Genomic DNA, 13,155 nt, shown 5'->3' with positions numbered 1-13,155 from the left:
TTGAACGCCGACTGAACGCCCAGTACGCACAAGACTACGCCTCCACCTGGACATAGCACATCCTGGCCCGTCATCGTCTCTCTCTTTCCGAGGAGGATGGTGGATTACTCTTCCTGCTACCCTTTAAAGGCAATGCCCCTTCAGCCCCATCTCAAGCACCTTATCGAGGGTCGCGCCACGCTCTCACGGGAGCAGGCCCGCGATCTGATGCAACAGATCGTCTCCGGCGAGCTCACCGACATCGAGATCGCCGCCCTCGTCGGCGCACTAGCTTCTCGTGGAGAAACCCCCGAAGAGCTTGCAGGTTTTGTCGATGTGATGCGATCAGCTGTCACGCGCGTACCACTCAATCCCGATGAACAGGCCCTCCTTGTCGACACCTGCGGCACCGGCGGAGATGCCAGCCGGACCTTCAACATCTCCACAGCATCTGCGCTTGTCGCCGCTGCCGCTGGTGCTTCTATCGCCAAGCACGGCAATCGCGCCATAACATCGCAGTGCGGCTCGGCCGACGTCCTTGAGGCGCTCGGTATCCCCGTCGATCTCACACCAATGGAGGCCTCCACAGCGCTTCGGCATCACCGCTTTGCCTTCCTGCACGCTCCGTCGCTTCATCCTGCGATGAAGGCTGTGATGCCGGTGCGTCGTGCGCTCGGCGTCCGAACTGTCTTCAACCTGCTTGGCCCGCTCACAAATCCCGCAGGGGCCTCAGCGCAGGTCATGGGAGTCTACTCAGCCCATGCCGTTCCCTTGGTCGCCCACGCGATGGCGCTGCTCGGAACACGTCACGCCTTCGTCGTCCATGGAACCACTGATCCGGATGAGGACGGGATCGTTCGCGGGCTGGACGAAATCTCTATCTCTGGCCCCACGCACCTGGCTGAGGTACGAAATGGTGTCGTCTCCACCTCCACCATCACTCCCGAGGATGTTGGACTCACCCGTGCTCCCATGGAGTCGCTTCTTGGAGGAGATTCACAGCAGAACGCCGCGATCCTTCGTGCCATCTTCTCTGGAGAATCCGGCCCTCGTCGCGACATCGTTCTGCTCAACGCCGCGGCAGTTCTGGTCGCAGCCGATCTCTCCCCCGATCTTCCTACGGGAGTTGCTCTTGCGGCCCACACCATTGACGCCGGAGTCGTTACGGAACTCATCGCAACTCTGACTCGTAAATCCTGATGGAGTTGTCAGGTATCCTCTTCCTGACTTCGCAAAGGAGCGTACCTCGCATGTCCAGTTCGACTTATCCTCCGCCTCCCAACGCCTTTCTTGATCCCGCCATGGTCACCACGGCATTGGAACTTCCCGGCTACCGTATCGTCCGCAACATCGGGGTCGTTCGCGGGATCGTAGTGCGCTCGCGCTCCATCTTCGGAACTATCGGAGCCAGTTTGCAGACCGTGCTCGGCGGCAATATCACTCTGCTCTCGCAGCTCTGTGAAAAGACCCGTCAGGATGCCTTTCTGATGATGATGCAGCACGCCTCCGAACGAGGAGCAAACGCCATTATCTCGACCCGCTACGATGCCAACGAGTTGATGCAGGGTGTCACCGAAGTGCTCGCCTATGGAACCGCCGTCGTGGTCGAACGCATCTAACTGCATCGGCAATCATTCGGGACCTGCCTTTTGTCGCCTTCACATGGCTCTTGCCGGGGTACTCCACTCATGGCCGCAGTTTTGTCGTGGCACGAAAGGGCATTCGCGCGAAAAGCGCGAACTGTATCCGCTTCCAACAGGAACAGGACGCGCAGCCGTCAGCCCGCACTCCCTTTTTCCTGTTCCTTAAAAAACGTATTTCGCAGCCAGCTGCGCACGCCGTGGCGAGCTATTGACCACACCGTCGGTCCCGGCATTCAGGCGGCCGAAAACCGACGACTGAATCGACTGTGATCCCATCGTGTCGTATGTCACGTTGTTTAGCAGGTTCTGCACTTCGAACCGAAGCTGCAGATACTGTTCCTTCCAAGTGTGGAACGACTTCGACAGATTCGCATCCGTGCTCCAGGTTGCATTCTGTCGTAGCCAGTTCCGGCCCAGGTTTGAGAACTCACCCGGCGCAGGTACATAGAACTTCGCCCGTTGCTCAGCTGAAAGGAAGTACGTCTGTCCTGCCTCCGTGTGCACCTTACCCATGTGGGCGTCGCAATGATCGCACGAAGCGGGTGTCTGTACTGTGCCAGAGAAGGTATTCGAGCCAGCGTAGATCGTCAGCGGACGCCCCGATTGCCAATAGCCATCGCCGGAGATCTGCCACCCACCCACCAGCCAGTCCACGCCGCGGTTCCACTGCGAGCCATAATGTCGTCCGTGGCCGAACGGCAGATCGAGCACGTAGTAGCCGTTGATCACATGCGTATTGTCGAAGTCCGCAGCCGCATAGTTTAACCGTGGAGTGTGATAGTCGAACGGAGTTCCCGCAGCCGACTGCGTTCCCCCTGTTCCGACCAGTGTAAAGGTCGGATCGAACGAGCGTGTGTCCAGAGACTTCGAGTATGTGTAGTTCACCGTCACGAGAAAGCCCGAGGAGAACCGCTTCTCTACTTGCGCCTGCAGACCGTTGTAGTTCGAGTAGTCCCTTGTCTGCAGAACGAAGAGCCCACCCAGATACTGCGAGTATGGCTTGAAGAAGTTATCCCGCAGCCCCGAGGACGTTACCAGCGGCTTGCCATTGGGATAACCTGTCGCTGGCTGTAGCCGGGTAGCCAGCGAATTAGCCAGTCCTGCCACATTGTTCAGCGCCACATTGGAAGCATAGGCACGTTGAATAAACTGCGTTCCTGTCTCAGTGGACTTACGCCGTGTATCGGAAGAAGTGATCTTGTCCATCAGCGGGCTGTCCTGTCCTGCCTGTACCTGTTTGAAAGCATCCAGGAAGCCATTCGTACGGAACTCCGACTGATTACTGTCATATCCGCCGTACAGATGCGTTCCATGATTGCCGATATAACTCACCGTCAGCACAGTGTTCCTCGCCAGCTCATGTTGAACGCTCAGAGCCCACATCGAGACTGTTGGAGTCTGCATGTTCGGGTCGGAAACGACCAATGAGGCAGCGCTGTACTGCGGCGGAGTCGTCAGGCTCAACGGAGTCGCGCCCGCAGGAGGCACAAACCAGTTCGCAGCTCGTACTCCTGGTGTGTTCGTTGCGAAGTTATCCAAACCTGAGGTTGCATCGACGACTTGATAGGTCAATCCAGGCATTCCCTGGAAGACCGACGACGAGAACGAGAAGGGATTGATGCGGTCATAGGCAATACGGAAGCTGCCGCGGATCGAGGTCTTTCCGTCTTTCAATGGGTCCCAGGCAAAACCCGCCGAAGGCCCGAAGTTCGTCCAACGGTTCGACATGAACGGCCCGTGGACAAACTGCAACGCACTGGTCAACGGCATGCCATAGTCCAACGACTGATTCGGTATCAACCCTGGGAAACTATGCAGGTCTGGCGCCAGGCGGGCATCCACACGAATGCCAAAGTCCAACACAAGGTTGGGCAACGCGTGCCAGGTGTCCTGCACGTAGAAGTCGTACTCCGGCCAGCGGTGATCCATGTTATTGAGCGTGCCTGCCGGCTTGAAGGCATTCAGGTTCGGCTCTGCTACATAGCCTTCTTGCAGTTGTCCAACGCGCCCCAGCAACTCATTGATCGCTGTATTCAGGTTGGGTTGATCGAAGCTAGTATTGATGCCCGTCTTCGGGATCTTATATGCATTTGTATCCGGAGCATTGCCGCTGGTTCCCGTCGAGAACGTCACCTGCGGAATAGCATTCAGACTCCCCACCGAGCCGCGTTGATCAATTTCGCGGCCATATCGGAAGTTGATTCCCCCTTTGAAGATGTGTGGGCCATGCACATAGGTCACGTTGTCCACCAACTGAAAGGTTGTCAGGAAACGATTATTTCCAAGTGCCGAGACCAGAGGAGCTGTCACAAGACTGGTCACAAAGGGAGACTTGGCGTTTGCCGTCGAGCCAGGATTCTCGAACTTATAACCGAACCGGTTCATACCGGCTACAAATTCGTTGGCCAGTTTCGGCGTCGGAGCCCAACGCCAGTTGAACGCAAAGTTCCGTGGCGTTCGAAGAGTATTTACAACGACAGGAAGCCCTGGAAAAGTGCTCCAGCCAGCGTTCGTCGAATCCGCATAGGTGTTCTGATGACCGCCAAGCCAACGGAAGTACACGGAATTCTTCTCGTTGAACCGGTAGTCGATCTTGAAGGCAACATCCACCTGCTTGTCAGTCGACGGAGCCACAAAGCTGTAGCCGGAAAAGTTCAATCCATCACCCGACTGAAAGTTGTTCGGCAGCGGAGCTAGCGCGAAATAGCTCTGCATCGCCGAATCAAGTCCTTTATGGAAGGGATCGTTCGCCACCATGTCATACGTGCTTACCGGAACGATTGCATTTCCGTTGGCATCAACAGATGCTCCTGCCACTCCAGCCGGCTGGTTGCGTCCGCTCGATGCATAGCGGAACAATCCTTGCCGCGCCTGCTGTGTATATACCGTGCGGGTCAGCGCCGTGCTGGTGGCTGCGTGCAACAGTTCTACGTTCACAAAGAAGAAGGCCTTGTCCTTCCAGATCGGCCCTCCCAGCGATCCGCCGGGAATGTTCTGTACAAACTGTCCTCGCGGAAGCCCTGCTGCCTTGTTCTCCGGTGCATTCGCACGGAGAAACGGAGATTGATAGAACCAGAACAGATTGCCGTGCCACTGGTTCGATCCCGACTTCGTCACCATCAGCACCTGCGCGCCGGAGTTGCGCCCATACTCCGCTGTTGGTGAGGCCGTAATCACGCGAAACTCCGCCAGCATGTCTGGGTTCTGGTGCGGCGGAGAGGTATTGGCTCCGCCGGAGGAGCTCTCGTTCGCGTCAATACCGTCCATCACATAGTTCCATGCGCGGTCGCGGGAGCCATTTACGTTGATGCCACCTCCACTCGCATTAGCCCCGTTCTGCACCACACCGGGCATGTACTGCACCAGCCCCACGGGATTTCTTCCACGCGATCCCACAATCGGCAGCTGCGTTATCGTGACACTGTCGATGACGCCTCCCAGGTTTCCCGAGGATTCCGTTTGCACCAGATCGTAACCGCCCTCAACCGTTACCGTCTCTGTGCTGCCGCCGACCTCCAACTTTGGATTGACGTTCGTAGGAACACCGATGGCCAGTACATTGCCCGTCGAGATGAACTGTTTGAATCCTGGAGCTTCGGTCTTGATGGTGTACCGGCCGACCTGCAATAAATCAAACGCGTAGGTCCCTGCGTTCGACGACTTCATCACATAGGTCGCTCCGGTTCCTTCATTCACCGCCGTAATCGTCGCATTGGCGACAATCGCTCCCGAAGAGTCCGTAACGATTCCGGAGATGCGGCTCGTGGTTCCCTGTCCCAGGGTAAGCCCGCTGACCAGCAAAACGACACTACAGAGCGACAACAGCCAACGACGTGACATATGCCTCCACAAAAGTGCTTCATGTTGAATACAGTTTGGGTTGGAGCGCCTTTCACCTGCGAATCGGAGAAGGCGTCTTCAACGAAGACGAGCGGCTGAGGTGCCTGGGAGCAACCATCGGACCAGCGAGGTCACGACCGGAAGAAACACTCGAATCGTCAGGGACCCGGGGAATGGAGTCAACGCTAAAGCTGACTCCATCATCTGTCAATGAAAATCCCGTATGCCCGTCTATCCTTCTATACACCTTGGTTTGAGGAGCAGGGCAGTTTCTCCCACGTTATCCACCGAAGGTTTCCGTTACCGCCATTTACGATAACCAACAAAGCGACAAACGAGGGCTCTTTCTGTATCCATGACCACTCCTCTCCCAGGCCGCATCGAGATCGGCCGTCTCGAAATCATCACGGGGCCAATGTTCTCCGGAAAATCCGAAGAACTGATTCGCCGACTCAAGCGCGCCCGCATCGCTCGCCAGCGCGTCGCCTGCTTTAAACCCGATATTGATCTCCGCTATCACCGCACTTCCATCGCCAGCCATAGCTCGCAGACGCACGATGCAGCTACCATCCCGCCATCGAGTGACCGGCTCCGCGAAGAGCTCTTCGCCAGCAATAGGATTCACGAAGTCGACGTCATCGGTCTTGACGAAGTCCAGTTCTTCGACCACGACCTTATCCCCTTCGCGCTCGAACTCGTTCATCTCGGCAAGCGTGTCATCCTTGCTGGGCTCGACACGACCTTTGCCAATGAGCCCTTCGGCCCCGTACCCAATCTGATGGCGCTCGCCGATGAAGTGATGAAGCTCTCCGCGGTCTGTATGACCTGCGGTGCGCCTGCGATTCACACGCAACGCCTCGGCCAGAGCCAGGAACTCGTCGTCGTCGGAGCCGCAGGACTTTACGAGGCACGTTGCCGCGCACACTTCCAACCCTACGTCGACGAACAGCACAGCGAGCAACTCGAACTACCCGCCGTGAATTGAGCGCAGCATTTATTTAGCTCATTTCATTACGCAGGTAAAGCTCTCCGCCTTATTGCTGTTCCCCTTCCCGTTGTACTTCGCCACCTGCGGATAAGGGCATAACGGACGCGTCATTACCACCTTGCGCTCCGCACCTTTGCCCTCGCTCTTCTCAGCCGTTAACACGTCCGGAGCCGTTCCCTTCTCCACCCACTGCTCGAGAGCTGTAAAGATATCGTGCTTCGCATCGCTGCGCTGTCCCATCCCTTGACCAAACTCCGTTGCTCCCGGCCCGAACGCGCAGTGCTGCATCCCCGGCACCAGGTAGAGGCGCACCGCGTCTTCCGCCTTTTCCTCGCCAACCTTCTTCACCACACCCTCGTAGTAATCGATCGACATCGTCGCCGGAATCGCCGGATCATTCCATCCGTGATACATCACCAGCTTGTTGCCTCGCGCAACAAACGGTGCAAGGTCCACGTCCTTCGCGTCCAGATCTGCCGCCGTCTTCTCCAGAGCCAGCTTGTAATCGCGGTCGAAGTCGAACTCGCTCGCGCTCCACTCCGGCTTGCTGTATACGAAATTCGCATAGAAGCCCTCCCCAAAGAACGGCATGTTCGACCCCGGCTTATCGCCCGAGATCCACTGCGCCCATCCCTCTTTCCCGTCTTCGGCACCCGACTCCAATCCTTTCAGCACCACCTTTCCCGCATCATCCACCGGCCCGCGATAGATCTTCCTCACCGTTTCAATCTGTGCAGGCAGGAGACATCTCTCACCGTCTCCCGCCTTGCATTGGATCACCGCAGGATCGAAGTGGCACGCGCGCGGATCGTTGATAATACCGTCCTTCACGCCATCTTTAGCATCGCAGGCTGCATTGACTGCAGCACCCAGCGCCGGAACCTTCGCTGCCGGGAGAAAGTTCGCCGCGTCGGCTCGCATCCACTTCGTATTCTCCGCCGCCCCCACCATCAGTCCCGTCCAGTTGTACGCTGGCGCGCCTGCCAGAATGCCGTCATAATCAGCCGGAAATCTCTGCGCCTCCATCAGCGCTTCGCGCCCACCATCCGAACAGCTGGTGAAGTACGCCTTCTGCTGCGGCTTGCCATAGAACGCCTCAATCAAAGTCTTAGCCTCGACTGTCATGTCATGTACGGCGCGCCAGCCGAAGTCCTTCACCTTCTCCGGATGCCCTAATGCAAACTCTGGTTTGCCCCCAGTGTGCCCCGTATCAGTTCCTACCGTCGCGTAACGCTGGCGAATCGTCTCTCCCATTGCGTCGTAGTAGATCGTTCCGGCAAAACCTCCGTTGCCCTGGGCCCGCAACTTGCCGTTCCATGCCGTCATCGGCAGCCAGACCTCGGTATGAATCTCTGAGTCCTCACTCGGTGTATCCACGATCCGCACACGGCAGAAGGCTGGAAGACTGGCTACATCCCTCACCTTCAACGCCTCAAGGTCGGCCTCCACCGCTGGAGCTGCCTCGACCACCTTCGCATGTTCCAACACCACCGCTGTCATCTCATCGCACCGCGTGGCCGAGACAGTTTGCTGCGCCCACACCGGTAGATACACCGAACTCGCTGCCACCATTCCCCACAGGAAATACTTCATCGTCCATCCTCCGATTCGACGCGGCTAAATTACACCACATCCCGTGCTCTATAAATGTAAGAATCCATTTCTCTTGTCATTCGCTGCACGCTTTCGAATAATGGCAGCCATGCCACGCGCCGCATTCGTTTGGGTCATCTTGCTGTCTTCCTCTACCTTCCTCTCTCCACAGACACCGGCAAATCCGAACCAAAAGTTCGTCTCCATTCCACTTGCCGATGTTCTTCCTAAGGCACTGGCGAGGTCTTCGCTCACTGCGCCGAAGGCAGAACCTTTTCATATCAAGCTCAAGGTTCGTGACGTCCTCGATGAGAACTCGTTTAGGCAGGCAGAGATCGAAGAATACTGGCTCTCTCCGACACTATGGAAGCGCATCGTCACCGCGCCCAATTTGCGCCAGGTCACCACGCACAACGCATCGGGGCTGCATTATGAGACAACCGGAGACTACTTTCCTCAGTGGCTCTCCATGTTCGTCACGGCAATCGAAGATCCGGTTCCCGCGAACCGGTGGGCACAACCCGGACTTCACCTGCAACAAAGGGAACTTAGCCCTGGCGTACCCCCAGTCGCTTGTGCGGCAGTGAATATTCATCTCACCGAAACTGCCGCTCCGTTCGCCACTTTATGCTTTTCCAACACCAAAGATGTTCTCCTCCCCACAATCACCGGTCCCGACTATCAGATGAAGTTCAACAATTACCAGCGTTTCGGCGACAAATTCGTTCCGCACCTCTACATCTCGCGTCTTCTGAATACTCTGCTCGTCGGAAACATCGAGCTTCTGGAACCAGCAAAAGAGAAGGAAGACTTCTTTGCAACGCCAGCCTCAGCAGTTGACGTCAATCCACTTGCTTCCTTCACGATTGCGGCTACAACTGTCCAGAAAATGGCGAAGCCCCACGGCGAGATTGCATGGCCATCCGTGCCAAAGGGCAAAACATCTGGCAATATCACACTGCTTGTATCCGTAGATAACCTGGGAGAGACAAAAGAGGTCTCCGTATTGAACTCCGACAACGCGCGACTCAACGAGTTTGCTCGCGAACAAGTGCTCCATTTTTTATGGATAACAGCCAAAACCAAGGCAGGAGATCCGATCCAAATCAGCGGCCCTTACACATTACCCTTTCAAACGACAATCAAAAATCAGCCAGAAAATCTCGCAGCTGTATCTCTATCGACGGATGAGCTACGACGCCATGTTCTTTCACAGATAAAGCCGATATACCCGGCGAGTGCTACAGTGCAGCACCTTTCGGGCATGGTCTACCTCTACGCCAAAATTGCCACTGATGGCTCCGTCTCCCGTGTCGTAGTGATCGAATCATCCAATCCTTCTTTCACAAAACCCGCGCTCGATGCCGTCAAGCAGTGGAAGTACCAGCCGTACCTTTTAGATGGCATCCCAGTGGAGGTGAATACCATGATCACGGTGGTCTTCAATGCGGCGGGCGGTTTCTAAGTTATTCTGTTTGCTACTGGCCCCCTCCACGCGTTCTGGGCATCTGAACCATCAGCGAACCATTTTCAGGAGAAAAGCACGATGCGTATTTCCGCAGCAATCCTCGCCGTCAGCCTCGCCGTCACGCCCGCAGCCTTTGCCAAGGCCAAAGGGGGCATCACCGTTCCCCTGAAGACCAGCTCCGGTCAGGACGCCGGAACTGCGAGCTTCAGCCCAGCCAAGAAGAATGGCGTCGTCATCAAGCTGAAGCTGAAGAACCTTCCCCCAGGAGACCACGCAGTTCATATCCATGAACACGCTGTCTGCGATGCGCCCGATTTCAAGACCGCCGGTGGCCATTTCAACCCTGCGGAGAAAAAGCATGGCATCGAAAATCCCATGGGACATCACAACGGCGACCTACCCCATAACGTTGCAGTCGGCCCCGATGGCACTGCCTCATCAACCTTCAAGGTCGACTATCTTTCGCTCGACCCCACCGCCTCCGATTCCCTCTTCGCCAATGGTGGAACCTCCATCATGGTCCATGAGAAAGCGGACGACATGAAGACCGACCCCACCGGCAACGCTGGCAACCGTATCGCCTGTGGTGTCATTGTGGCCCCTAAATAGCCTGTAAATAACAGATCTCTTCGATTGAACTATCTGGACGCCCTTGCGTATACCTGCGCATGGGCGTCCTTTCCATTGCGCTTCCTACCCCGAGCCACCGCATCACTGGCCGGACCATTCGCGCGAGATCGCTCCGCGCGAACACCGCCCGTTTCACCCCGGATAACCCAAAGTCTATTCCTGCGATTCCAACTGGTTCACGCGGTAAACTCATACAACCGCCGAAATCGGTTGAGGCCACATTGGAGCGCACGCCAGGACACGACTCTGCACAAGATGCGGCACAGGAAGCCATAAACCGGCTGGTTCGGCAATGCATCGCCGGCGACGGCCAGGCATGGCAGCAGCTCGTCGTCTCGCAGCATCGGCGTATCTATGCGATCTGCTATCGCTTTACTGGATCCTCCACCGATGCCGAAGACCTCACTCAGGATGTCTTCCTCAAGCTCTATAAGAATCTCTCCAGCTTCGACCTGCAGAAGGGCAGCTTCCAGACTTGGATCACAACCCTGGCCCGCAACCTTCTCGTTGATCACTTCCGCCGCACCCGGCTCGATCGCGCTTCCGATTCTCTCGATGCAACTCTCGATGGCGAAGACGATGGACCCACCATGGCTGAGCGGTTGGCTGATACGCGCAAGTCTCAGGAGCAGCAGTTTGCTTCTCTCGAACTCAAGACCCGGATTCAGAGCGCCCTGAAACAGCTCTCCCCAGAACTGCGCGAGGCTGTTATCCTTCGGGACCTTGAAGACATGGATTACAAAGATATTGCACAGGTTCTGCGCATCCCCGAAGGGACCGTAAAAAGCCGCATCAGTCGTGGTCGCGGGGAACTTGCAAGGCTGTTACAACGTATAGAAAAACAACAGATGATGTAAGGATAGGGAGCGAGGTGGTTTCAGGTGGCAGAGATGAATCAATTCGGTAGCAAGCAGCCTTCCCGGTCTCCGGACCCGGATCACTGCGCTCAGTGCGAGACCATGCTGGCCGACGCCCTTGACCGGACCCTCTCGCTTGAGGACCAGGCCATCTTCGACCGCCACCTCTCTGTTTGCCCGGACTGCTCCCGCATGTTCATCGACGCCAAGCTGGGAGCTGACCTGCTCAGCAAGCTGCACGATGCGCGGCCGGTACCCTCCGCGGCTCTGTTAGAGCGAATCCTGACCACAACCGGCCCACTCGCGGAGCTTTCGGCAGCACAGCCCAATACCCTTCTGGGGCAACCGGTCTTTGCAACAGTTGCTTCTGCTCCAGCAAGTTATGGCAGAGCCAATGTGATTTCTTTCCGGCAACGTATGCGGAACGCCTTCCGGCCACAGGCTTTGGCTCAGGCGCTGATGCAACCCCGTCTTGCCATGACGGCGGCGATGGCGTTCTTCTCGATCGCACTCACGCTCAACCTGACTGGAATCCGCATCACGCAGCTCCGCGTCAGCGACTTCACCCCCTCCAGCATCAAGCGCAGCTTCTACGACACCAACGCCCGAGTGGTCCGTTCCATCGATAACCTACGTGTTGTCTATGAATTAGAGTCTCGCGTCCGCGATCTGCAGCGTGACAGTGACACCTCGGCCCCGGTCAACACTGCACCGGCTCCCTCGCAGAATGCTCCTTCACAAGATCAGAACCAGAACGACCAGCGCCAGAAGAACCAGCAAAAGCCCTCTTCTCGTCAGCGCTCCGGCAGCAGCCGTACCCTTGGGCCCGAACCCTCCCGGCAGTTCACCGCATCGCTCGCGGAATCACATTCTTTCTCTCAGACCGGATCTTCCCCCCGACCCGGTCATGAGCCAAAGCAAGCCTTTGTTGTTATTTTTACTCCCATAATATTCAACACCATTGAGCAAGGGGGACAGGCATGAACTGCGCCAATCATCCAGAGCGTGAACGAATCGCCTTCTGCCAGAACTGCGGCAAAGCTCTCTGCCAGGAGTGCGCCCGCGTCGTCGGTACCGCCGTTTTCTGCGAACCTTGTCTTGAGGCACGGATTAGCGGAGGTTCACAGAGTTCTTCTTACACTCCTCCGCCGACCGGCGCTCCAGGAGCACCCGCCGGACAGCCCCCTTCCAACGGCGAACCGAACCCCGGACTCGCTGCTCTGCTTGGCTTTATCCCCGGTGTAGGCGCCATGTACAACGGCCAGTACGCCAAAGGAATTGTCCACCTCATCATCTTCGCCGTCCTCGTCAGCCTCTCGGACGAACATGGCATCTTTGGACTCTTCGTCGCTGGCTGGGTGATCTACCAAGTCTTTGAGGCCTATCAGACAGCTCGCGCCCGACGCGACGGCACCGCTCTTCCCAACCCATTCGGATTCAATGACCTGGGTGATCGCCTCGGTTTTGGAAAATCATGGCCATCCAGCCAACCGGCCTCCGGCACAACGGCTTCCGAGGTGCCTCCCGCCGCGCCCTATACTCCGCCAGCAGCCAGCTACCCTCCTCCAGGAGCAACCTGGGGTGCCCCCGCGGACACCTTTACCGGCGGTTCTCCGTACAACACGCCGTATTCCGCACCTTATGTGGTGACTCCGCCAGCTTTTGACCCCAATGCGGGCTACCCGCGGAACCGTTTTCCTGCAGGAGCCATCTGGCTCATCGGCCTGGGAGCCCTCTTCCTGGTCGGAAACGTAGGACTCTTTCACGGCTTCCCCGTGCAGCGGCTCTTCCCGTTCTTTCTCATCGGGCTCGGCGTCTGGCTCTTTGTCCACAAGATGACCTCTATGGGAGGCACTTTGGCCGACGATGGAACCGCCTTCTACCGGGTTCGCCTCTTCACCGCTCTTCGAGGCTCCATCTGGGTCATTCTGGTCGGCGTTCTGTTTCTGCTCTCCTCCTTTGACATCCTCTCGTGGGGACGCAGCTGGCCGCTCTTTATCATCGTCGCCGGCGTAATGATCCTCGCCGAGAAGACCATGTACAACCCGGCCTCCGGAGCGCCGGTCTATCCTCCGGTGCCGCCTGCCACGCCACCGGTTTCAACCTCTATCGTTCCTCCAACTCAGGACAACTCCACCGACCAGGAAGGGCGCTGAA

The 13,155-nt window shown here is 57.2% G+C and carries 10 protein-coding genes; 8 read left to right on the top strand and 2 right to left on the bottom strand.

The features are described from left to right. Window positions 1-132 precede the first annotated feature (132 nt). Window positions 133-1,179: an anthranilate phosphoribosyltransferase gene (trpD, locus tag H7846_RS03870; RefSeq protein WP_186695216.1), complete on the top strand. Its 1,047-nt coding sequence runs from the start codon at window positions 133-135 to the stop codon at window positions 1,177-1,179. Window positions 1,180-1,229: 50 nt separating this feature from the next. Beyond that, window positions 1,230-1,598: a YbjQ family protein gene (locus H7846_RS03865; protein WP_255460829.1), complete on the top strand. Its 369-nt coding sequence runs from the start codon at window positions 1,230-1,232 to the stop codon at window positions 1,596-1,598. A 186-nt stretch (window positions 1,599-1,784) separates the two neighbouring features. On the opposite strand, the gene H7846_RS03860 is transcribed toward H7846_RS03865, so the two are convergent. Then, window positions 1,785-5,462 (bottom strand): carboxypeptidase regulatory-like domain-containing protein, encoded by a 3,678-nt coding sequence (locus tag H7846_RS03860; protein WP_186695215.1) that lies wholly within the window; start codon window positions 5,460-5,462, stop codon window positions 1,785-1,787. Between the two features lie 355 nt (window positions 5,463-5,817). On the opposite strand from H7846_RS03860, the gene H7846_RS03855 reads away from it, so the two are divergent. Further along, the gene (locus H7846_RS03855) at window positions 5,818-6,447 is read left to right on the top strand and encodes a thymidine kinase (protein ID WP_186695214.1); all 630 of its coding nucleotides are present in this window, start codon (window positions 5,818-5,820) and stop codon (window positions 6,445-6,447) included. An 18-nt stretch (window positions 6,448-6,465) separates the two neighbouring features. Here the strand turns inward: H7846_RS03855 and H7846_RS03850 are convergent, their stop codons facing one another. Continuing rightward, complete coding sequence (locus H7846_RS03850; protein WP_186695213.1) at window positions 6,466-8,043, bottom strand: tannase/feruloyl esterase family alpha/beta hydrolase; 1,578 nt, start codon at window positions 8,041-8,043, stop codon at window positions 6,466-6,468. A gap of 109 nt (window positions 8,044-8,152) precedes the next feature. Between H7846_RS03850 and H7846_RS03845 the strand changes: the two genes are divergently transcribed. The 5 genes from H7846_RS03845 to H7846_RS03825 all read left to right on the top strand — a co-directional run bounded on the left by H7846_RS03845 (window position 8,153) and on the right by H7846_RS03825 (window position 13,154). Beyond that, entirely contained in the window at window positions 8,153-9,508 is a 1,356-nt protein-coding gene (locus H7846_RS03845) for an energy transducer TonB (RefSeq protein ID WP_186695212.1), read from the top strand. Between the two features lie 81 nt (window positions 9,509-9,589). Beyond that, window positions 9,590-10,120, top strand: a complete 531-nt coding sequence (locus H7846_RS03840; RefSeq protein WP_186695211.1) for a superoxide dismutase family protein — start codon at window positions 9,590-9,592, stop codon at window positions 10,118-10,120. 59 nt (window positions 10,121-10,179) lie between these two features. After that, window positions 10,180-10,998 carry an RNA polymerase sigma factor gene (locus tag H7846_RS03835; protein ID WP_186695210.1) on the top strand — a complete coding sequence of 273 codons (819 nt, stop codon included), beginning with the start codon at window positions 10,180-10,182 and terminating at the stop codon, window positions 10,996-10,998. A 33-nt stretch (window positions 10,999-11,031) separates the two neighbouring features. Then, entirely contained in the window at window positions 11,032-11,982 is a 951-nt protein-coding gene (locus H7846_RS03830; RefSeq protein ID WP_186695209.1) for a zf-HC2 domain-containing protein, read from the top strand. Further along, window positions 11,979-13,154 carry a B-box zinc finger protein gene (locus tag H7846_RS03825; protein WP_186695208.1) on the top strand — a complete coding sequence of 392 codons (1,176 nt, stop codon included), beginning with the start codon at window positions 11,979-11,981 and terminating at the stop codon, window positions 13,152-13,154. The genes H7846_RS03830 and H7846_RS03825 overlap by 4 nt, the downstream gene beginning before the upstream one ends. The last annotated feature ends 1 nt before the right edge of the window (window position 13,155 follow it).

Origin of the sequence: Edaphobacter sp. 4G125, from assembly GCF_014274685.1 — a bacterium.
GTDB lineage: Bacteria > Acidobacteriota > Terriglobia > Terriglobales > Acidobacteriaceae > Edaphobacter.
This window is presented reverse-complemented; position numbering and strand designations above follow the sequence as displayed.